Source organism: Clostridium sp. UBA1652, assembly GCF_002320975.1.
GTDB lineage: Bacteria > Bacillota > Clostridia > Clostridiales > Clostridiaceae > Clostridium_T > Clostridium_T intestinale.
Genome location: NZ_DCLI01000079.1, coordinates 1 through 20,281 on the forward strand (window position 1 = coordinate 1; position 20,281 = coordinate 20,281).

At 30.4% G+C, this 20,281-nt stretch carries 25 protein-coding genes; 3 read left to right on the forward strand and 22 right to left on the reverse strand.

Going from position 1 to position 20,281, the window contains the following annotated elements:
- Positions 1-197: 197 nt before the first annotated feature.
- Entirely contained in the window at positions 198-1,040 is an 843-nt protein-coding gene (locus B3N22_RS16325) for an Rpn family recombination-promoting nuclease/putative transposase (protein ID WP_414632239.1), read from the reverse strand.
- Between the two features lie 144 nt (positions 1,041-1,184).
- Positions 1,185-1,412: a hypothetical protein gene (locus B3N22_RS16330; protein ID WP_286908746.1), complete on the reverse strand. Its 228-nt coding sequence runs from the start codon at positions 1,410-1,412 to the stop codon at positions 1,185-1,187.
- Positions 1,413-1,729: 317 nt separating this feature from the next.
- Here B3N22_RS16330 and B3N22_RS16335 point away from each other — a divergent pair, with 317 nt between their 5' ends.
- Positions 1,730-2,629, forward strand: coding sequence for an Rpn family recombination-promoting nuclease/putative transposase (locus tag B3N22_RS16335; protein WP_286908747.1), 900 nt, complete (start codon positions 1,730-1,732; stop codon positions 2,627-2,629).
- A 302-nt stretch (positions 2,630-2,931) separates the two neighbouring features.
- Here B3N22_RS16335 and B3N22_RS16340 read toward each other — a convergent pair whose 3' ends face one another.
- Positions 2,932-3,159, reverse strand: a complete 228-nt coding sequence (locus B3N22_RS16340; RefSeq protein WP_286908748.1) for a hypothetical protein — start codon at positions 3,157-3,159, stop codon at positions 2,932-2,934.
- Between the two features lie 299 nt (positions 3,160-3,458).
- On the opposite strand from B3N22_RS16340, the gene B3N22_RS16345 reads away from it, so the two are divergent.
- Together B3N22_RS16345 and B3N22_RS16350 are read left to right on the forward strand one after the other, a co-directional pair.
- Complete coding sequence (locus B3N22_RS16345) at positions 3,459-3,863, forward strand: TIR domain-containing protein (protein WP_286908749.1); 405 nt, start codon at positions 3,459-3,461, stop codon at positions 3,861-3,863.
- Between the two features lie 21 nt (positions 3,864-3,884).
- Positions 3,885-4,349, forward strand: coding sequence for a DUF4231 domain-containing protein (locus B3N22_RS16350; RefSeq protein WP_286908750.1), 465 nt, complete (start codon positions 3,885-3,887; stop codon positions 4,347-4,349).
- Here B3N22_RS16350 and B3N22_RS16355 read toward each other — a convergent pair.
- The 19 genes from B3N22_RS16355 to B3N22_RS16445 all read right to left on the reverse strand — a co-directional run bounded on the left by B3N22_RS16355 (position 4,339) and on the right by B3N22_RS16445 (position 20,273).
- The gene (locus B3N22_RS16355; RefSeq protein WP_286908751.1) at positions 4,339-4,617 is read right to left on the reverse strand and encodes a hypothetical protein; all 279 of its coding nucleotides are present in this window, start codon (positions 4,615-4,617) and stop codon (positions 4,339-4,341) included. The two genes, B3N22_RS16350 and B3N22_RS16355, sit on opposite strands and share 11 nt — an antisense overlap.
- Positions 4,618-5,587: 970 nt before the next feature.
- On the reverse strand, positions 5,588-6,817 hold the full coding sequence (locus tag B3N22_RS16360) for a flagellin N-terminal helical domain-containing protein (protein ID WP_286908752.1): 1,230 nt from the start codon (positions 6,815-6,817) through the stop codon (positions 5,588-5,590).
- Between the two features lie 149 nt (positions 6,818-6,966).
- Complete coding sequence (locus B3N22_RS16365; protein WP_286908753.1) at positions 6,967-7,296, reverse strand: hypothetical protein; 330 nt, start codon at positions 7,294-7,296, stop codon at positions 6,967-6,969.
- Between the two features lie 8 nt (positions 7,297-7,304).
- Positions 7,305-9,104 (reverse strand): flagellar filament capping protein FliD, encoded by a 1,800-nt coding sequence (fliD, locus tag B3N22_RS16370; RefSeq protein WP_286908754.1) that lies wholly within the window; start codon positions 9,102-9,104, stop codon positions 7,305-7,307.
- Between the two features lie 143 nt (positions 9,105-9,247).
- Positions 9,248-9,622, reverse strand: a complete 375-nt coding sequence (gene fliS / locus B3N22_RS16375) for a flagellar export chaperone FliS (RefSeq protein ID WP_286908755.1) — start codon at positions 9,620-9,622, stop codon at positions 9,248-9,250.
- A gap of 10 nt (positions 9,623-9,632) precedes the next feature.
- Entirely contained in the window at positions 9,633-9,923 is a 291-nt protein-coding gene (locus B3N22_RS16380) for a hypothetical protein (RefSeq protein WP_286908756.1), read from the reverse strand.
- A gap of 18 nt (positions 9,924-9,941) precedes the next feature.
- Positions 9,942-10,280: a flagellar protein FlaG gene (locus B3N22_RS16385; protein ID WP_286908757.1), complete on the reverse strand. Its 339-nt coding sequence runs from the start codon at positions 10,278-10,280 to the stop codon at positions 9,942-9,944.
- A 19-nt stretch (positions 10,281-10,299) separates the two neighbouring features.
- Positions 10,300-10,515, reverse strand: a complete 216-nt coding sequence (gene csrA, locus B3N22_RS16390; RefSeq protein WP_073018612.1) for a carbon storage regulator CsrA — start codon at positions 10,513-10,515, stop codon at positions 10,300-10,302.
- Between the two features lie 5 nt (positions 10,516-10,520).
- Positions 10,521-10,946, reverse strand: a complete 426-nt coding sequence (fliW, locus tag B3N22_RS16395; protein ID WP_286908758.1) for a flagellar assembly protein FliW — start codon at positions 10,944-10,946, stop codon at positions 10,521-10,523.
- Positions 10,947-10,961: 15 nt separating this feature from the next.
- Positions 10,962-11,957, reverse strand: a complete 996-nt coding sequence (gene flgL, locus B3N22_RS16400) for a flagellar hook-associated protein FlgL (RefSeq protein ID WP_286908759.1) — start codon at positions 11,955-11,957, stop codon at positions 10,962-10,964.
- Positions 11,958-11,973: 16 nt separating this feature from the next.
- The gene (gene flgK / locus B3N22_RS16405) at positions 11,974-13,791 is read right to left on the reverse strand and encodes a flagellar hook-associated protein FlgK (protein WP_286908760.1); all 1,818 of its coding nucleotides are present in this window, start codon (positions 13,789-13,791) and stop codon (positions 11,974-11,976) included.
- 9 nt (positions 13,792-13,800) lie between these two features.
- A complete protein-coding gene (locus B3N22_RS16410; RefSeq protein WP_286908761.1) occupies positions 13,801-14,211 on the reverse strand; it encodes a flagellar protein FlgN in 411 nt (136 codons plus the stop codon).
- Positions 14,211-14,483: a flagellar biosynthesis anti-sigma factor FlgM gene (locus B3N22_RS16415; protein WP_286908762.1), complete on the reverse strand. Its 273-nt coding sequence runs from the start codon at positions 14,481-14,483 to the stop codon at positions 14,211-14,213. Before B3N22_RS16415 ends, B3N22_RS16410 begins: the two co-directional genes overlap by 1 nt.
- 186 nt (positions 14,484-14,669) lie before the next feature.
- Positions 14,670-15,794: a flagellar motor switch phosphatase FliY gene (fliY, locus tag B3N22_RS16420; protein WP_021800892.1), complete on the reverse strand. Its 1,125-nt coding sequence runs from the start codon at positions 15,792-15,794 to the stop codon at positions 14,670-14,672.
- A complete protein-coding gene (fliM, locus tag B3N22_RS16425; RefSeq protein ID WP_073018605.1) occupies positions 15,787-16,785 on the reverse strand; it encodes a flagellar motor switch protein FliM in 999 nt (332 codons plus the stop codon). The genes fliY and fliM overlap by 8 nt, the downstream gene beginning before the upstream one ends.
- A gap of 17 nt (positions 16,786-16,802) precedes the next feature.
- Complete coding sequence (locus B3N22_RS16430) at positions 16,803-17,204, reverse strand: chemotaxis protein CheW (protein WP_181601067.1); 402 nt, start codon at positions 17,202-17,204, stop codon at positions 16,803-16,805.
- Positions 17,205-17,223: 19 nt separating this feature from the next.
- Positions 17,224-17,583 carry a response regulator gene (locus tag B3N22_RS16435; protein ID WP_021800889.1) on the reverse strand — a complete coding sequence of 120 codons (360 nt, stop codon included), beginning with the start codon at positions 17,581-17,583 and terminating at the stop codon, positions 17,224-17,226.
- 17 nt (positions 17,584-17,600) lie between these two features.
- Positions 17,601-18,203, reverse strand: coding sequence for a chemotaxis protein CheC (locus B3N22_RS16440; RefSeq protein WP_021800888.1), 603 nt, complete (start codon positions 18,201-18,203; stop codon positions 17,601-17,603).
- A gap of 21 nt (positions 18,204-18,224) precedes the next feature.
- A complete protein-coding gene (locus tag B3N22_RS16445; RefSeq protein ID WP_286908763.1) occupies positions 18,225-20,273 on the reverse strand; it encodes a chemotaxis protein CheA in 2,049 nt (682 codons plus the stop codon).
- Between the last annotated feature and the right edge of the window lie 8 nt (positions 20,274-20,281).

Sequence of the window (20,281 nt, forward strand, 5' to 3'; positions counted from 1 at the left end):
AACATTAACTTAATGACATTGCTTCAGAGACAACTTGTTTTTTGGGCTAGTCCGTGCTTGAAAATCATTCCTATGGAGGACTTTGGCTGACTGAGGTTTCTAAGATTGTTAGTAAGAGCTGTACAGTTATAGAATAAAAAGCAGCTAACTTGCTTTACAATTATAAGCAAGTTGGCTGTTTTTAAATCTTTTATAGTTTAATGTGTTAATTCTTTTTTTATTCTCTCTATCTCTTCTTTACCTAGTTCTGTTGCAGTGCATACTTGTTCAACTGTGAACCCCATTTTCAAAAGGTTTTTCGCCACAGCTATTTTTCCATTTTCCAAACCTTTTTCCAAGCCTTTTTCCAAGCCCTTTTCCAAACCTCTTTCTGTCGCTTTCTTTTCTAATTTTTCTATAGTTTTTCCTAAATTGCTAACCATAAAGTCTACCTCCTCCTGATTAGATTTGTCTAATACATCTTCAACTTCTTTCTGTAAATCTTCTGCCAATCTTGGCTTTACTATTTTCTTCAACCATTGCTTAAATATAGTAAACTGTTCTGGCGAAATTTTCTTTAAAATATATATAATTTTTCTTAATCTTCTTACAAGTTCTTCTTCGTTCATTTCTTGATCTAATAAAAATACAGCAGAAACTAAATTTGCTACATTATAAAGTTCTTCTTCAGTATATCTATTAATGTCAAATAAAGAATAATTAAAGTTAAGTATATTATCTTCAAACAAGTTAGAGCCACTTAATATTTCTTTAAATTCTGTCTTTGCAGTCCAATTGTTTTTACCATTGTATAAAACTAAAGGTACTATTGCTGGAAGCTTAAAAGTTTTTCTTTTCCTCTCAACTTTATCTGTATTTTTAAGAATATCTCTCCAAACTTCTACCATATAAAATAATAACCTCATAGGCATTTGAAAATCTACCTTTGACTGAAATTCTAGAAGTACATAAAATATTATCTCATCTCCATCAATATTTACTTTATATAAAATATCAGATTCCTCTTCCTCAAAGTCTGAAAGAATATACGACTTATCCACTAATATTAAATCCTCTTCTTTTATCTTATATACCCAATCCTTTTTGAGGAAACTTCAAAAAAGTCAAGTTTCATATTCACTCATAAGACTAACTATAAGTTGTCAACTTTTAAAAAGATGTATTACATTTCAAATCCATCTTTCTTACAGTCTACTTTCCTCATCTAATGCCTTTATCTGAGTAGCTAGTTTATCTATATTAATTTGTATATTTTTTAGCTCCTCTGAAGTTATATTATCATCTTTAGCCTTAGTTGCTAACTCTTTCATTTTAAGAAGCTTTTCTTCTATAATATCAAGCATTTTTTGTCTATAAATTACCCACTTAAGTTCTTCCTCTAATTTCTTTTTTATCTCATCATTTTCCTTCATTTATATCACATCCAGTTGTTTAGTTGAGAATTAAGAATTGAGAATTAAAAAAGCAATTTACATTTGCTACTTATTCAATTGACAAATTATCTGTATTTCTCAATCAATTTTAATTACTTTATTTATCGTAATATAGAAGCTTTTCTTGATAATGAATAAGAGAAACAGTTAAGAGAGAAGAGTTAATAGTTAAGGTAGAAATTCTTTTAGAGAATTTCATAAACTAAAAACAAGCTACCAAAATAGATATTTATGCTAAATGTTAGATGAAATATTAATTAAAATTGGGTATAATATAAGTAAAAGGAAGTGATCAAATGAATGAGGATAAAGAGTATATTTTAGACCCTAAAAACGACGTAGTATTTCAAAAAATATTTGGTAGTCCAGAAAATGAAGAGATATTAATTAGTTTTTTAAATTCTCTTTTAAGTAAAACAGAAAAACAAAAAATAGAAAAGGTTGAGTATGTTGATACAAAATTAAATAATATTGATGTAGTAGATGATAAAATAGGTGTTCTAGATGTAAGAGTTGTTACTGATAACGGTACACACATAAACGTAGAGATTCAGCTAATAAACAAATATAACATGATTAAGAGAACCTTATTTTACTGGTCACGTTTATACTCAAATCAGATTAAAAGAGGCGAAAACTATAAAGACTTAAATAAAACAATAACTATAAATATCTTAAATTTCAACTATATAGATAGCGAAAAATATCATAATATATATCACTTATATGAAGATGAGGCAAAAAGTCAGTTAACAGACTTACTTGAAATACAGTTTGTAGAACTACCAAAGTTTTTAAGCCAAAATCCTGAAATAGACAATAGTTTAGATGGATGGTTAACTTTCTTAACAAATCCAGGAAGGGAGGGAATCGAAATGGCAGAACCGGTGATTGGAAAAGCTATAGCAGTATTAGATTTCTTAAGCAGAGACCCAGAAACTGTTAGATTAGCAGAACTTAGAATGAAAAAGATACTAGATGAAAGATCAATGCTTGAAGGTGCTAGAGAAGAAGCAAGGAAAGAGGGACTTAAGGAAGGACTTAAAGAAGGACTTGAAAAAGGACTTGAAAAAGGGCTTAAAGAAGGAGATTTTAAAGGTAAATTAGAAACAGCAAAAAACCTTTTAAAACTTGGTTTATCAGTAAAGGATATAATTTCTGCAACCGGACTTTCAGAAGAAGATATACTTAATTAACTGACCTATTGAATTAGTTATTAAAATAAAAACGAAAATTCTCAAAAGAATTTTCGTTTTTTTATATACCTCCTCTATGATCTGGCATCATTCAAATGGCGACCTTTGTCCAACTGAGGTTGATAAGAGTTAAGAGTTAATAGAGAATAGTTAAAAGTGAAGGTAGAAATTCTTTTAGAGAATTTCAGAAACTAAAAAACAAGCTATCAGAGACAACTTGTTTTTGGGGCTAGTCCGTGCCCGGGCATCATTCTGAGGGAGGACTTTGTTGGACTGATATTGCTATTTCAAATCCATCTTAGTTACAATCTACTTTCCTCATCTAATGCCTTTATTTGAGTAGCTAGTTTATCTATATTCATTTGTATATTTTTTAGCTCCTCTGAAGTAATATTATCATCTTTAGCCTTAGTTGCTAACTCCTTCATTTTAAGAAGCTTTTCTTCTATGATATTAAGCATTTTTTGTCTATAAATTACCCACTTAAGTTCTTCCTCTAATTTCTTTTTAATCTCATCATTTTCCTTCATTTATATCACATCCAGTTGTTTACTTGAGAATTAAGAGCTAGTCCGTGCCCGGGCATCATTCCGAAGGAGGACTTTGGCTGACTGAGGTTGCTACTGAATCAACCTTAACAGATTATATAGTAATGCTAGTCCATATCTAACCCAAATTTCTAACAATTACTAAAAAAGATAAGGAATTAATTATTAAGTTTAGTTCTAGATTTAATATTCAATCATCAGCTATTTATTTCCAATTAACTATCATATATGTCTCTTCTATCACATAAAATATACTATTATTTCATATGGAGTGATTGTAAATGATAGATATTTTTTTATCTTATAGCAGTTATGATAAATTTAATATTAATATCATGGACGATAATTTAAGTCCATTATCTTCCAAATATAATATATGGTATTATGATCAGAATTCAAAAATAACAATGGAAGAAGTCTTAGAAAAGCTAAACTATACAGACTTATTTATTTTAGTGGTTTCGAATTATTCTCTAAATAGCAAATATGTCCAAAAGGAGATAGACCACGCCATTCAACTAACAAAGGAAGGTCAAATAAGAGGATTATATTCTATTTTAATTGATAAAAGCATCGACATATCTTCCGATGACAGACTTCCAAATTACTTAAAAGAAAAAATATTCAGTGTCAATTCTTCTGTAGAAATCTCTAAAATTATAGAATGGATTGCAAGAGATTATTAAATAGGTATAAGGCGGTATAATATGAGTGAAAGTAACAAAAATAGTGCAAAAAAATACTTGATTGATAATTATTCTTACTATGATACAAAATCAGTTTTGTATAAAAGATGGTATTCTTTCTTAACAGCACTTGATATCTTTATAGCTTCAACGATTCCATTTACAACTCTATTTATTGATAGTTTCTTTTGGATTAAATATGCTATTGCACTAATGGGTTCTATTACAGCAATTTTGTCATCACTAAAGGCAACCTTTGCTTTTCATAAAAACTGGATTGAGTATAGAAGTACAGCAGAAATATTAAAGTTTCATCAGTATTTATATGAAACTAAGTCTTCTCCTTATAATCAAAAAAATAGAGATGAAATTCTTATATTAAATATTCACGCTATTGTTGAAGTAGAGAATAATAATTGGAAATCATTTCTACTAAAAAACAATAAAATCTATATAAATAATAATCCTATAAATCCTATTGAGTAACCAACGTATAGGTTTTTAAAAATATCTGCTTTTTGCATGGATATTTCTCTCCATTTACTCCAGTTATTATATAATCACCTCTACTAATATAATGCTTTCCCTCTAAAGTTTTTATAAATGGAATTTTATCTATTTCCATAGGGTTAATATAATTATTAATATCTAATCCAGACTTAATTGCAACCTCAACCTCATCAAATCCATCTTCCAATCCATATCTATATTGCTCAGCCTCAACAGGTATCGGTTTTTTAACATACATTGACATAATCTCAATCACCTCAATAATATTATTACTCATTTATAAATATATTAAACAAATTTATTATTATTTCTTATATACTATGTGTGATATATTCCTAAAGTGATATATGCTATATAATATAGATTGATAGAATCGAAATTTTTCAATTATTTTTTCACTTTCCAACTATAAAATTAACAACTTCCTATTTGACTTTCCTCATCCAATATTTTAACTTGAGTTGCTAAATTAGTTATCTTAAATTTGTATATTTTTTAATTCGTGAGAATCAGTACTCTCATTCATAGTTCAGTTACTGATTTTATGCATTCTAATATTTGTTTTAAATTTATTTCACCTTGAATCTAAGACTCAGTAATCCATTGACTGTTTAAAATTACTTGATTATTATTTTCATTTAATTGTATAAACACATCATCCCAACCAAGCAAATCTTCTTCATAATGAGCTATTTCTATCTCTTATCTCAATTATCTTATCATGTACTTTTGACAGTTCAGCATCAGATTTTATATATTCTTTCTTTTTAAGAGATGCTTTATTCTCTGTGGTCTTAAACCATCGATCATACAAAATTATTGCATGAAAAAAGCAACACTATAAAACGGCATTTCATTTCCATGTTTCTTCAAAAAGTTGCTATCATTACTTATTTCATCAGTTACTTTTATAACTGTTTCTATGAATGAGTAAACTTCGCTTAAATTTCTTCTTATACACCGATATAATCCTCATATCTTTTATAATTTTTCAAAACCTTAATATCATTTAAATCTTTAATCATATCTTCAGTTGATTTTATTTTCCTATCCTTCTAATGCACCTTATTATATAGAAAGAAGCCAAGGCATCCACCCTGACTTCTTAAAATTTCTCTTATCAATTCTACAATTTTAAAGAAACTCCTTCTCCTTGCGTCGAATGAGTGAGTGATTCACACAATTTTAGAAAAAGACTAAAATTGGTTCACTGCTTATCTTAATAACTGAAGAACTTGTTGAGGTTGTTGGTTAGCTTGAGCAAGCATTGCTTGAGCAGCTTGGCTAAGAATGTTATTCTTAGAGAATGTAGACATTTCTTTAGCCATGTTTACATCTCTGATTCTTGATTCAGCTGAAGTTAAGTTTTCACTTGAAGTTCCTAAGTTAGCTATTGTGTGTTCTAATCTATTTTGGTAAGCTCCTAGTTTTGCTCTTTCAGATGAAACTTTTTGTGTAGCAGTATCAATTACTTTAATTGCTACATTTGCTTGTGTTTGAGTTGAAGCTTTAAGTCCAGATACTCCTAAGGCAGCTGCTCTCATATCATTCATATCAATACTTAAATTTTGATTAGTATTAGCACCAATTTGAAGAGTAGCTCTTCCATCTGTTCTTATATCTGCTGCTGCTGTCGTTTCAGCGAAAGATGATAATGCATTTGTAGCTGCAGTTTTAGTAACTCCTGCTGAATCTTTCACTGTAATAGTAAGCCCACCTATAGCATTAGATATACCAGTACCTGTAGCTGTAGCTACTAAATTTCCTGAAGCATTTGTAGTCATAGTATACCTCGAGTCATCTAAATCTGCAACCGTAAGTGTTCCAGCTGCAACAGTACTAGATACTGTAGTTCCATTACTAACATAAGATATTGTTATTTGATCAGTAGCTGTTATACCTAAACTATTTCCATCTTTATCTTGTAAACTAACTAATGTATCTGTATCTGCTGCTACTGCACCGCCTGATTTTAAAACACTACTTGTATTTACATTTGCTACTGCTGTGTTTACAGCCTTCCCCATAGATCCATCTAAAAGATTTTTAGTATTAAATTGAGTTGTATTACCAATTCTATCAATTTCATTTGTTAATTGATCCATTTCTGATTGTATTGCAGTTCTATCATCGTTAGTTGCTGTATCATTTGCTGATTGAACTGACAACTCTCTCATTCTTTGAAGAATTGAAGTAGTTTCATTTAAAGCTCCTTCTGCAGTTTGAACCATTGAAATACCATCTTGTGCATTTGCAGATGCTTGATCAAGACCTCTGATTTGACCTCTCATTTTTTCTGATATAGCAAGACCTGCAGCATCATCTCCAGCTCTGTTTATTCTTAAACCTGAGCTTAATTTCTCCATTGACTTACTTGCATTTGATTGGTTAATACCCATCATTCTGTTAGCATTTAATGCTCCCATGTTGTGATTAATTATCATAATAAATTCCTCCTTGAATTTTGTATCAAGACATCCATGTCTTGATATTTTTTATTTATAGTTAAGACCTTAAGTCTTACTAACTTATTTATTATTTATACTTAATTATCGGTATTATCTAATAGTACTTTACACTTTTAATAAAAAAATTAAATTTTTTTATTAAAAAATCCATTTCTGTATGCAACATTACTCTGGTATTGTTTTGATGCATTTCTTGATATTTTAATCCTATCAATTTCTTGTTTAACTTTTTCTTTTGCCAAATTAAAAGCCATGTTTATTTTTATTTCTGAATCCTTATACTCTTTAGAATTTAAGAATTCTTTAAGTTCCTCTTTGTTATACTGAGCATACTCTATATAAAATTCTTTTCTTCTATTAATAAGACTTTCTATACCATTAAAATCTTCTTCTTCTATTAATTCGAGAAATTTATTCTGAATGTTTAATGCTTCTTTTCTATAATTATAATTCATAATCATATCTAGCTACTAAACTGCTGTGTAAGCCAGCTGCTTTGTGCATTATAATTATTCATTATCTTTTCCAAAGTAGCATACTTTTGATATAGTTTTGTTTCCCTACTCTTTAAGTTAGTTTCTAGAAGTTTTATTTGTTTTTCTCTTTTTAATAGATCATCTGTCATATCATTATCTGAATAGGTAGCAGTTCCTTCATAACCTACTCTTTGTAAAAATGTTGATGCTGATGTCATTACGGAATTATTAAGTATAGTTTTAATTCTTTGAAATATCCCAGAATTATTGTAAATTTCACTTTTATTGGTTAAATTACTTGGCGCTGATTTTGCAAATAGATTAACTATTTCATCAGCATTTTGTTCAAGTGATGTGGTTAGCTTATCTTCATCTATTACTAATTGTCCAGCTTTAGTTGTATCACTACTGAAATCTATTCCTAACTGCTTTAGAGTTAATCCCGTTCCTTGTATAGAGTCTGTAAAAGCTCTCCTTAAATCTGAAGTTATTTGAGTTAAGTCGTTATCTCTTTTTAATAAACCTTGTTTAACTTTGGTTTCCCACTTCTCTATTTGATCGTCTGTCATGCTTTCTCTTTGTGAATCAGTTAGTGGTTTATAGTTAAGATCTTTTTTCTCATTTAATTTTGTAGTTATACTTTCTATTACTTTGTTATAGTCATTGACAAACTCTACAAGTTTATCTTTAAGTGCAGTTGCATCATTTTTACCAACTATGCTTACAGCAGAACTAGTTACGTCTGCTACTGTGAATTTTACATTATCTATAATGAAAGTGTTTGAATCATATTCATTTGTATCTGTATTACCATAGGAATCTGTTATCTCAACCTTGGCTTTCTCACCTATACCCTTAAGTTCGCTTGCCTCAGATGTTACGGGAGTTCCATTAGCTATACTTTTCGGGCCATCTTCAGCCGTATCTTCACTTAATGAAAATATGTTGGCACTACCAGATGATTTAAATTGGAATACTAACTTATCATCTTCTCCTTTAGATACAGTAATCTTTTTATCTGTTAACATATCTTGTAGTATAGTTACAGCTTCATCAGTAGATTTTCCATCCAAACTTGTAGTTAAGTCTAGTTTCACTTCTGTTCCATTAATATTAAACGTGACATTTTTACCACTAATATCTTCTAACTTAACTCCCATAGTGCTGGTTGTACTTCTGTCTATAGCCACTGAAATATCTTGACTTGAACCTGTTGATGAAGTTTCGAAAATAAACTTCCCACTTAAATCACTTTTACTTACTTTTGCTTCTACTCCTGCATTTTTCATCTTTGCATTAATTGTTGCTATAATATCACTAGCGTTGGTTAAATCAATATCTACACTTTTACCATTTGCAGCTACACTTATAACTTTTCCTTTAAGAGATTCTAAGTCCCCAACTTCCACTCTAGCTGGCTTCGCCAAACTTTCCACTTTAACTTTATAGTTACCAATTTTAGCTCCTGCTAGACCTTCAGCTGTTACCGCATTTTCATCTGTACTTGTAAACTTAGAAGTTCCATAATTCTTCGTTAATAGTAACGAGTCAGCTTTAGCAATATCAGTATATTTAGTAAATAGACTTCTCAAATCTTTTATTGAGTCTCTATATAAAGTTTGCTTAAATATTTGTAAATCTCTAGCTTGTTTTGCTTGGTCAACCTTAGTTTGATAAGCTTGCATAGCTTGTTTTACCATAGCATCTGTATCTAACCCAGTAGCAAGCCCTGTTATTCTATTATAGGATGTACTGGTTGTAGACGATGTCGATGAAATACTTGCCATATTATATCACTCCCTCTTTTTTAGTTAAGAGTTAATTGTGAACAGTGACTAGTTATTGTGGAAATTCAGCTGTACTGAATTTCTTCCGAAACTATTAACTATTAACTATTAACTATTAACTATTAACTATTAACTATTAACTGCTACTTCTTCGATAGCTTATAAGCCTCATGCCATGTATCTCTTACGTCTTCAATTACTGGCATAAGCTTGTCTAATCTTTCTTCGCTTTTTTCCATATTTATTTGAAAAAGCTCATTTTTTATAAACTCATATACATTAAATAAATTATTTGCCCATTCACCTGCATTTCTGTCTAGGCTTATCATTAGTTCTGTAAATATATCTTGAGTTCTTGTTAGGTATTCATGAGCGTTTTTTATATCTTTTTTATTTATAGCCTCTTTAGCTCTTTTTGCGAATTTTACAGCTCCATCTACTAACATTATTAGAAGTTGCTCTTTTGAAGCATAATTAACTGAATTATTTTTATATACATTAACTGCATTTGGGTACATATTATTCCTCCTATTTTTTTGTATCTATAAATACCCCTTTGGAGTTTTCTGATACTTCTTTTTCTCCTTCAACTTGAAGGTTGTCTACCATTACTCCATCAATTACTATCTTTTTTTCTTTTTTAGTTTTCTTTTTATCTTCCAATATATCTTTGAAATTTTTATCTTTTCTAAATTTTTCTTTTTCCTCGTTATATGCTTCTACTGTTATTCCTGTTTTTCCATGAACCTTATGATCATCAGTTTTTTCTTGAAGCTTTCTTCTTAAGTCAGTATCTATTTTATTTAGTTTAAACTCCATAGAATCACCACCTTAAGTTTAAGCTTTTTTATCAAATAAGGACTCAGTCTGCTCTACCATTCTAGCAATTAAATCTAAAACTTTTTTAGGTGGTACCTCAAGTATTACTTCTTTTGTTTTGTTATCTATTATTTTCACCATTATATCGTACTTAAATTTATCATGAACCTTATACTCTGCATGGGTTCCTTCATCCTCTAAAAGCTTATTAAGCTTTTCTACAGCCTTTTTAACATCTTTATCTGTAAAATTTTTTTTATCCTCAGTTTGAGTTTTTATTTCAGTCTTTGGTGTCTGACTGCTTGAATAATAATCTAGGTTTAGTTGCCCCCCTTGACTAACTCCGTTAATATCCATTTACCCCACCTCTTTAAGATTATTTTTTTAAATCTTTAAGTATATCTAAATTAAAAGTTAAGGCTTCTTTGTTTTCTTTTTCGACTTCGTCATAAAGTTCTTTTCTTAAGATTGTGATATTTTTAGGTGCTTTTATAGCCAGTTTAACAGAACCATCTTGTATTTTGGAAATCTCTATTTCTATGTCTTCTCCTATAAGTAGAGCTTCCCCTTTTTTTCTTGTAATAACCAGCATCTAAATCACCTCTCAATCAAAGGATGCTTAATTTTATATTCTTCCTTATCTATTATTATCTGCTCACCTAGTTTTTTATCCATATTTATAACTATAGGAGCTTTTAAATTTACTGTTATTTTATGTACGTCTGAATTTAATGTAACTGTATTATATAACATAACTTCTTTTGGTGATGATATATTTAACTTTTCGATTAAATCATCATTAAGATCTATTTCATAGTTATTCTTAACCTCAAAGGGTGAAATTACAACCAGTCCTACAGCTTCATCTTCTATTGATTGAAGAATCTTAAATACAGGATTTTCTTTTATATCAGCTATTATAAACTTTTTTAAGTTCTCTAACCCCATTATTCCTTTTTTAAAGGTTATTACTTCCTCTTCATTATAAGTGAAGGTTCCATGCTGTTTTGTTTTTAATTCCATTTTATCTTCCTCCTATTATTTTAGGAAATCAAGTAAAGAAGGTTGTAGTACTCTAGATGAAGTCTGAAGTGATGCCATATAAACTGTCTGCATCATTGAATATTGCATAAGCTTTTCTGTTATGTCTATATCCTCTGTTTTTGATAAAAGTTCTGTCATATTAAAGTTTTCATCCTCATTTTTAGATTTAGCAGACTCCATTCTGTTTTGTTTAGCTCCTACTTCAGCCATTATCTTTGAAAGGTTACCCATAGTAGCTGTTAAATCAGCTAAATTTTCTCCAGTTATTTTACTGGATTCTGTAGCATCTGAAGATTCTAAATTTTTAGTTATATCACTTAAAAGCTCCATAACATTTATATTTTTGCCCTTATCACTTTTAAACATTAATACATCCGATGCTGAAACATTATACTCCATGCTAACACCTTGAGATATTTCTGTAGACATTTTACTCTTTATCATATCTATTTGAGCATTTATATTGGAATTACCACTGTTTAAAGGTAAAACCTCTCCATCTTTTCCTGAAAAATTCAACACATTGTTTCCTGTAGTTGGATCTTCTGTAACAGTTACTGGTTTAGAAGTTGTTTTATTTCCTCCAAATAAGTATCTTCCATCAAAGTTAGTATTAAGTATCTGAGATATCTCACTAACCTTTTCATTTATTTCATCTTTTATAGCTTTTTTTTCATCAGAACCATAAGCAGCATTTCCTGCTGATATCATAAGTTCTCTAACTCTTTGAAGAGAATCATTTACCTGTCCTAAAGCTGTATCTGTAGAATCTAGCCAATTTAAGGTATCCTTTATATTTTCGTTATATTGCTTGTTTGAAGCAATATCTGTATATAACTGCATTGATCTAGCTACTTTAAAGGGATTGTCTGATGGTTTACTTATTTCTTTTCCTGTTGTTAATTGGGTTTGAACCTTTGACATATTATATAAATTAGTACGCATATCTCTTAAATAATTGTTAGATAACATTCTGTTAGTTACTCTCATTTAGTATTCTCACCTCTTATCTTTTTAATCCATTAATAACTACATCCAAAAGCTCATCTACAGTAGATATTATTTTTGCATTTGCATTATAGGAATGTTGGAATTGAACTAAGTTCGCCATTTCTTCATCTAGTGAAACTCCTGATACAGAGTCTCTGCTTTGTTCTAGTGAAGCTAATAAACTGTCTTGGTTAGTTACCATTCTTTCAGCTTCTTGAGACTGTACTCCAAGTTTATCTATCATATCTTTAAAGTAAGCATCTAACTTCATACCTGAAGTATCGCTTGATATCTTCATTCCATTATCGCTTAAAGTTGCACCACCTTTAGCTGGGTTAAACATATCTTCTCTTGAATTTATGTTTTCACCGAAGTCTTGAACTCTAAGTAAAGTGTTTTGTAATTGTGCTATAGCTAAAGCTCTATCTCCATTACCTTCTCCATCTACAGTGTTATCACTGGCATAGGCATAGGAGTTATCATTAAGCTTAGCTTTTATCTTCATTACATCTTTTAAAAGCTCTGTGTTTACGCTTATATTTCCTGCGTTTATTTCTCCTTCTGCTGCTAAGGTAACATCTAAATTGTTAAGTTCTCCATTAGCTTTATATTTAGCAACATCTTTATTAACAAAAAATGGTGAGTAGTCTTTATCAGGGTATCCACCATTATTACTGCTCTTAGGAAGTCCTGAATGTATAGCATTTACTGAAAGTGCTATAGACTTTGCAACTTTGTTAAGTTGATCTATATACTCATTAATATCTTTTTGTACTGACATTATTCCTGAAAGTTCACCTGAGGTTGGTTTAAAGTCCATAAGCTCTCCAACATGTATAACTTCTCTCGAGTTTGTTGGATAACCATCTCCTTTAACTGGAACTCCTTCTGAGTTACTCCATAGAACTCTGTTTGCTTTGAGTTCATTCAACTTGTCCTCAGTTAGTCCAGTTACTTTAAGTGTTCCTTTGTTTAGCTCTGATGAAGTGTCTCCAAGTTTATAATAAGTTATCACATAAGTTTGTCCACTTACATCAGTTGCATCTTTTTGTATGTCACTTATATAAGAAAATCTAGAAACATCTGAGTTTTGATCAGCTGAAACCAGTTGTCCATACTTCATGTCACCTTTATCTACAGGTTTAACATCTACGCCTTCAAATTGTTTTCTGTCTACTGTTATATTAAACTTACTGCTTAGTTGATCTAAAAGTAAATCTCTTTTATCCATTAAATCATTAGGGGTATTTCCTGATACTTCAACACTCATTATTTCTTTATTAAGTTGATCTAGCTGATTCAGTATACTATTTACATCTGTAACACTGTTTTTTATTAAATTTTGAGCATTCGTTTGAAGATCTGTAAGTTTAGTGTAGGTATGATTTAATGCATCTGTAAGGGCTTGTGTTTGTTGAGCCACAACTGTTCTTGCATTTGAACTTTGTGGTTGTTTAGATAGCTCCTGCCAAGAAGAAAAGAACTTTGTCATTAAAGTAGATATTCCTGTATCTGAAGGTTCATTAAATATACTTTCTACTTCTTTTAAAAAACTGTTTTTTATATCATATTTTCCTAATGTACTATTTTCATTTCTTACTTGGTAGTCTAAAAAGCTGTCTCTAATTCTTTGTATGGCAGAAACCTGAGCCCCTGTTCCCATCTGACCTGCTGTTATAGTACTTGCTGGTCTTGTTGTTTCAACTTTAGCTACTTGTCTTGAATATCCAACTGTACCGGAGTTTGATATATTATGAGATGTTACATCTATTGTTTTTTGGGCTACAGTCATCCCTCTTTTAGCTATATTAAATGTTGAGAATAATCCTGACATAATTACCTCCTACCTATTTATCTTCCCATAAGAGTTATAGGTGTCCATATCTCTTCTTGGATTAATAAGGTTTAATAATTTATTAGTAAATACTAAACTTTGCTTAATTAATAAATCGTTTGTTTCCTTCTGTAACTTTAGTATTTCTAACAATTTCTTTATTTCTCTATATAAATTTTCTAATTCTTCATTTTCTGAGTCCCATATAAACTTTTGAAAATCTACATTTCCTACTGCTCTTCTTCTTTTAACTTCCCACTCGGCAACTTCTTTATTGGAGCCCTGAATTTCTTCTACTACAGCCTCCATTTTAAATATATCTTTCTTAAGTATATACTCATGTTGCCTCTCTAAGCTATGCAAAAGTTTTTCTAGACTTTCCTTTTCTTTACTTAATATATCTTTTAAGTTTTCAACCATTAAAAGTCTTTACCTTTCATAACATTATACATAGCTCTAGAAATAGCCTTTGCAGTAGGTTTATAAGTACCATTAGCTAATTGTTTTTTTATCTCTTCTATTCTCTTAGTGTTATCCTTTAGTTCTTCTATACCATAGCTTTGAAGTGTTTTAGCTGCTTCTGATATCTCTACTTTATCTTTAACACCCTCTATTTGTTTGTTTTCTATTTTTTTTCTACTTACATTCTGATAAGCATTAATATTAGTTTGAGATACACCTTTAATATTCATAACAAAACCTCCAAGCTCTTAATAATTATTCTATTTATATTATCGGACTTAATATAAATTTATTTAGAAAAAAACTTTATAATGCAAAAATTACCTAGTGAGTTGCATTATTTCCTTATTAAAAAACTAAAAGTTAAAAACTCCTATTATTATCTGAATTATCTCAGTAATAAAAAGGAGTTTCCCCTATTTTAGTGATTTTATTCTCTCTTGACCCGATACAATACTAGTTATTCTTACACCAAAATTTTCATCTACTACCACAACTTCACCATAAGCTATTTTCTTGCCGTTAACTAAAATTTCAACTGGTTCTTCTGCAAGTTTATCTAACTCTATTAAAGATCCATTTGAAAGACTTAATATATCCTTTATACTTTTCTTTGTTCTTCCGAGTACAACGGATATTTCTAGAGGTACATCTAATATTAAATCAATATTCTTATGAGGTACTCCTGTTGCTTCATTTCTTAAAGGCTCAAAATGTGCTTGATGAACTTCTACTGGTGGCATTTGTGGTGCAGGTTCTCTGTATGTAACTGGTTCTTCGTATGTATAATGTGCTTCCTCAACCTGTATGTTTTTAGGTGGAGTTTTTTCTAAAACTTCTTGTTTAACTTCCTGCGGTTTATCCTCTTCACCCATCATTATGGCTACTATTTTTTTAGCAGTTTGTATAGGTAAAATTTGCATTATACTTGAATCTACTAAATCACCTATAGTAAGTCTAAAAGAAACTTTAACTACAGATTCATCATCATTCATACCTTCTGAAAGTTTATCGTCTGGATTCTCCCAAGTTTTAGATGTTGGAGGAGATATATTAACTTCTCTAGCAAACATAGTTGCCATTGAGGTTGCAGCGGAACCTATCATTTGATTCATAGCTTCTTGAACAGCTGATATCTCAAGCTCTGATAAAACCTCCTGAGTAACAGTTCCATCTCCACCCATCATAAGATTAGCTATAACAGATGCATCAGAAGTTTTCATAATAAGTATGTTTCTTCCTACTATACCTGATGTATACTCTACTTCTAATATTATGTTAGGAGTTTCAAAACCATTTTTAATTTCATTTACTGTATTTATACTTACTACAGGAGTAGTAATATTTACTTGCTGATTTATTATTTGTGATAGAGCTGTTGAGGCTGATCCCATTGAAATATTTCCTATTTCCCCCAACAAGTCTTTTTCTATATCTTTTATGATCTCTTCATCATTACTTCCTAGATCAGGTGAAGGATCGCCGCCACTTCCATTTAATAGCGAATCTATTTCTTCTTGAGAAAGAAACCCATTACTCATCGTCTTCCACATCCTTATCTAAAATATCTAGAATAGATACACCTATATTTTTTCCTACTATACCAGGCTTTGCATAATAACTTGCTTCATTTTCTACAAACACTTTGACAGGTTCAGTAAATCTATTGTCTAGTTTTATAATATCGCCTTTAACTAACCTTAAAAAATCATCTATATTTAAATGGGTTTTTCCAAGTTCAGCTGACACTTCAACATCCACAATATTTAATCTTTCTTTGATTTTTTCTTGTGTATCATCTGAATCTTCTTCTGATTCATTTTTAAACCAATATTGTACTACTAGTTTGTCAGAGATTTTCTCTAAACTCATATATGGTATACACAAATTAATAAAAGAACTATTTTTGCCAAGTTCTACTGAAAAAGAGATTAATGCCACCGGTTCAGCAGGTGCCAAAGTCTGATTTAAGGCTGGATTAGTTTCTAGACCCTCCACTTTAGGTTCAACTTCTAATATATCTTCCCAAGCAAGTTTTAAGTTAGAAATTAATCCAGTATTAACTTGTTTTATTATATTTTTATCTATATCCGAAAACTCTTTAGTTGAATAATATTTTCTCTCACCATTACCACCTAAAAGTATATCAATAACTTGATAAACAAACTGTGGATTGGTCTCAAATAAAATGTTTCCGCTTAGTGGTGGCAAAGTGAAGATAGTTAGCAATGTAGGATTAGATATCGAATGTATAAATTCTTCATAGGGCACTTGTTCTACAGTTTCTAAAGTGACTTTAACGTTTCTTCTTAACTGAGCACCTAGATAGTTTGCAATTATTCTAGAATAGTTTTCATGAATAAGTTCTAGAGTTCTAATGTGCTCTTTAGAAAACTTCTGAGGGCTTTTAAAGTCATAAAGTTTAACTTTTTGTTTCTCTTCATCCCTTTGTAGCTCCTCAGGTTCAAGTTCCCCTGTAGAAAGTGCAGATAACAAGGCATCTATTTCACTTTGAGATAAAACCTCTGCCATGCTTTTCCCTCACTTTATTATGGATTCAATAATTTATTTATATCAATTATTGTTACTATTTTATCCTCTAGATTTAGTATTCCTTTTATATATCCTTGACCTTTTGAAGACTCTAGCTTTTGCATAGTAGTCTCTTCAAGTTCAATAACTTCTTGAACAAAATCAACAGTTATTCCTATTTGTTCACTTTCAATGTCTAATATGATTACATTAGACTGTTCACTTGTTAAATGATTGTTTTCGAGAAGTAAATTTAAATCTAATAAAGATATTATGTTACCTCTTAAATTTATTAATCCTTTTATGTATGATGGAGAATTAGGAACTTTAGTTATCTCCATCATATCACTTATATTTTGAACATTTAGTGTTTCAACACCAAAAAACTCTTCACCTAATTTGAAGACAACAATTTGCATAGGTATCCCCTCCTAAAAGCTAACCAATAGCCTTTTTAATCGCTTCTAGCACTCTCTCTGCTTGGAAAGGCTTAACTATAAAATCTTTTGCTCCAGCTCTTATAGCATCCATAACCATGCTTTGTTGACCCATTGCTGAACACATGATAACTTTAGCACCAGGATCGAAAGCCTTTATTTGTTTTACAGCTTCTATTCCATCCATATCTGGCATAGTTATATCCATTGTAACAACATCTGGACTTTCTTTCTTATAAAGTTCAACAGCTTTTAATCCATTGTTAGCTTCTCCAACAACTTCAAAACCGTTCTTTTCTAAAATATCCTTAATCATCATTCTCATAAAAGCAGCATCATCAACTATTAATACTTTTGACATTTACATTACCTCCGTAATTAGATTACACCTATTGCACCTAATATTTTTTCTAATGAACCAGGCATTGGTAAGAAGTAAAAATACCCTCCAGCCTCATTGTTTTTTCCTGTTAAAAATTTTGTTTCTATTTCTAGTATATTTTCACTATATTGTGCAGCCTCAATCAATGTAGATGATAGAATCGCACTTAGCATATCATGAGCCATTGCTGGTACAGATGCCATAATTGATAGATTTGTAAATTTACTTATGGCATTCATGTAAGCTCCTGATATTATATTTCCAACTTCACAAAGAGCGGAATTTCCCATTTCTGATAATAACAAATCTTCTGAACCAAGTAAAGCTTCCACAATCTCTTTTGCAGATTCTTTTTCAAAAATAAACAGAATATTTCCCGGGCAATCTCCTAAAACTCTTATTAGTATGCCCAAAACTTCTTTTTCTTCTGTAATATTAGTAAAAATATCTTCAAAATTAATTATATTAACAAAAGGAACAGTCATATCTATTTTTTTATTCACTAATTGAGAAAGTGCGGTTGCAGCATTTCCAGCTCCAATGTTGGAAACTTCTCTAATTGCATCCAACTGTAAAGGGCTTAATTTACCATGTTCCATCTTATACCTCCTACCACTCTATTATAATAAAGCGGCTACATCAAGTATTAAAGTTACAAGTCCATCACCTAGGATAGTTGCTCCTATGTATTCCTCTAGTGATTCTAAACTCTTACCGAGTGGCTTAATTACAATTTCTTGTTGTCCTGCTAAAGAGTCTACTAGTAAGCCAACGGTTTTCCCTCCAACCTTTACTATAATAACAAATTTCTTACCTTCTTCTCTACTTTGAATATTAAGTCTTTCATTTACTCTTACAAGTTGAATAACTTGATCTCTGTAGATTATAACTTCTTTTCCATTAGTCTTTTTAATATTTTGTTCTTTATAATCAATAACTCTATCAATAAAGCCTAAAGATATGGCAAAAGTCTCGCCTCCTACCTTAACTAGAAGAGCTTGTATTATTTGTAAAGTTAGTGGAAGTTTAATTATGAAAGCTGAACCTTTACCAACTTCAGAAACTACTTCAACAGTTCCTCCAAGTGCAGATATCTTTGTTTTAACAACATCCATACCTACTCCTCTTCCAGATATATCAGTAACTACTTCATTAGTTGAGAAACCTTGAGCAAATATAAGATTTCTAATATCTTCATCACTCATTCCATCGGTATTTATACCAACTTTTTCAGCTTTAGCTTTTACTTTAGCTACATTTATGCCAGCTCCATCATCTTCAACCTTTATAACAGCCTTTGTACCTTCTTGATAAGCTACAAGTTTAACTGTTCCTATAGGATTTTTACCACTTGCAATTCTTTCTTCTTTACTTTCAACTCCATGGTCAGCAGCATTTCTAAGTAGATGAATTAGAGGTTCTCCTATTTCATCTATTACTGTTCTATCTAACTCAGTTTCAGCACCTTCTATTACGAAGTTTATTTCTTTGTCAAGTTCTACTGAAACGTCCCTTATCATTCTTGGGAATCTATTAAATACAACATCTAATGGTAACATTCTTATCTTCATTACTAAGTCTTGAAGATCTGTTGTAGTTCTTGCTACTTGTTCTAAAGTTTCATTAAGTTCTTGTGACTTGTACTTTAAACTTATTTGTTCAAGTCTCGTTCTATTAATTACAAGTTCAGAAACCATGTTCATAAGTTTATCTATACGATCTAAGTCAACTCTTACTGACTGATGAGTTTTCTTGTTATCTTTAGCATTGTTTTTATTAGTTTCAACTTGTTTTCTTTCAACTTGTTTAACTTCCTGAGTAGCTTTTGCTATCTCTTTAACTGGTACGTCTAACTTTGTATAAGCTGCTTCAACACTACTAACTTCAGAAGTTTGTTCTATTTTACTCTCATCCATATTTACATAGTTAGCTTTTACACTCACAATTTCAGAAATTCCCATAACTAAGTCATAAACTTCTTCTTTAGTTGAATGAGTTAGTAATATAAACTTTAATACAAAGTCAAAGTTTTCTGACTCTATATCTTCTGTACTTGGGAAAGATTTAATAATCTCACCATGTTCCTCTAAGTCTTTAACAACTAAAAACGCTCTTGCAGACTTTAACAGAGTTGACTCACTTAAAGTTATAACTAAACTAATAGCATTAAAGTTCTTTTCCTTAGCTTGCTTAATTACCGATAAGTCGTACTGATTTAGTTCTAACTCTTCTTTAAACACTTCAACAGTTTCTTCTACTACTTCCTCTACTACATCTTCTACTACTTCTTGTTTAGTTCCTATAGACTCTAAATCTTGTATTATAGAACTAATATCTATCTGCTCATCTACACCATCTTGGATGTTGTTTATCATCTTTTCAAGTGTATCTAGACAAGCAAAAAGAACTGTTACTACGTTCTGAGTTACTTTTAACTCTCCCTCTCTAAACTTAGAAAGTACATCTTCCATTTTATGAGTTAACTCTGCTACATTGGTAAATCCCATAGTAGCTGCCATTCCTTTTATGGTATGAGCAACTCTAAATATTTCATTTAATTTATCCATATCTCCTGGATTTTGTTCAAGCTCTAGTAAAGATTCATTTAACATTTGTAAATTGTCAAAGGATTCTTCTAAAAACATTGATAAATATTGCGATGTATCCATGTTATCCT

Bases quoted from the DNA above. Each gene is read 5' to 3' on its own strand.
- B3N22_RS16330 (WP_286908746.1), bottom strand. From the start codon at position 1,412: ATGAAGGAAAATGATGAGATAAAAAAGAAATTAGAGGAAGAACTTAAG.
- B3N22_RS16335 (WP_286908747.1), top strand. From the start codon at position 1,730: ATGAATGAGGATAAAGAGTATATTTTAGACCCTAAAAACGACGTAGTA.
- B3N22_RS16340 (WP_286908748.1), bottom strand. From the start codon at position 3,159: ATGAAGGAAAATGATGAGATTAAAAAGAAATTAGAGGAAGAACTTAAG.
- B3N22_RS16345 (WP_286908749.1), top strand. From the start codon at position 3,459: ATGATAGATATTTTTTTATCTTATAGCAGTTATGATAAATTTAATATT.
- B3N22_RS16350 (WP_286908750.1), top strand. From the start codon at position 3,885: ATGAGTGAAAGTAACAAAAATAGTGCAAAAAAATACTTGATTGATAAT.
- B3N22_RS16355 (WP_286908751.1), bottom strand. From the start codon at position 4,617: ATGTCAATGTATGTTAAAAAACCGATACCTGTTGAGGCTGAGCAATAT.
- B3N22_RS16360 (WP_286908752.1), bottom strand. From the start codon at position 6,817: ATGATAATTAATCACAACATGGGAGCATTAAATGCTAACAGAATGATG.
- B3N22_RS16365 (WP_286908753.1), bottom strand. From the start codon at position 7,296: ATGAATTATAATTATAGAAAAGAAGCATTAAACATTCAGAATAAATTT.
- fliD (WP_286908754.1), bottom strand. From the start codon at position 9,104: ATGGCAAGTATTTCATCGACATCGTCTACAACCAGTACATCCTATAAT.
- fliS (WP_286908755.1), bottom strand. From the start codon at position 9,622: ATGTACCCAAATGCAGTTAATGTATATAAAAATAATTCAGTTAATTAT.
- B3N22_RS16380 (WP_286908756.1), bottom strand. From the start codon at position 9,923: ATGGAGTTTAAACTAAATAAAATAGATACTGACTTAAGAAGAAAGCTT.
- B3N22_RS16385 (WP_286908757.1), bottom strand. From the start codon at position 10,280: ATGGATATTAACGGAGTTAGTCAAGGGGGGCAACTAAACCTAGATTAT.
- csrA (WP_073018612.1), bottom strand. From the start codon at position 10,515: ATGCTGGTTATTACAAGAAAAAAAGGGGAAGCTCTACTTATAGGAGAA.
- fliW (WP_286908758.1), bottom strand. From the start codon at position 10,946: ATGGAATTAAAAACAAAACAGCATGGAACCTTCACTTATAATGAAGAG.
- flgL (WP_286908759.1), bottom strand. From the start codon at position 11,957: ATGAGAGTAACTAACAGAATGTTATCTAACAATTATTTAAGAGATATG.
- flgK (WP_286908760.1), bottom strand. From the start codon at position 13,791: ATGTCAGGATTATTCTCAACATTTAATATAGCTAAAAGAGGGATGACT.
- B3N22_RS16410 (WP_286908761.1), bottom strand. From the start codon at position 14,211: ATGGTTGAAAACTTAAAAGATATATTAAGTAAAGAAAAGGAAAGTCTA.
- B3N22_RS16415 (WP_286908762.1), bottom strand. From the start codon at position 14,483: ATGAATATTAAAGGTGTATCTCAAACTAATATTAATGCTTATCAGAAT.
- fliY (WP_021800892.1), bottom strand. From the start codon at position 15,794: ATGAGTAATGGGTTTCTTTCTCAAGAAGAAATAGATTCGCTATTAAAT.
- fliM (WP_073018605.1), bottom strand. From the start codon at position 16,785: ATGGCAGAGGTTTTATCTCAAAGTGAAATAGATGCCTTGTTATCTGCA.
- B3N22_RS16430 (WP_181601067.1), bottom strand. From the start codon at position 17,204: ATGCAAATTGTTGTCTTCAAATTAGGTGAAGAGTTTTTTGGTGTTGAA.
- B3N22_RS16435 (WP_021800889.1), bottom strand. From the start codon at position 17,583: ATGTCAAAAGTATTAATAGTTGATGATGCTGCTTTTATGAGAATGATG.
- B3N22_RS16440 (WP_021800888.1), bottom strand. From the start codon at position 18,203: ATGGAACATGGTAAATTAAGCCCTTTACAGTTGGATGCAATTAGAGAA.
- B3N22_RS16445 (WP_286908763.1), bottom strand. From the start codon at position 20,273: ATGGATACATCGCAATATTTATCAATGTTTTTAGAAGAATCCTTTGAC.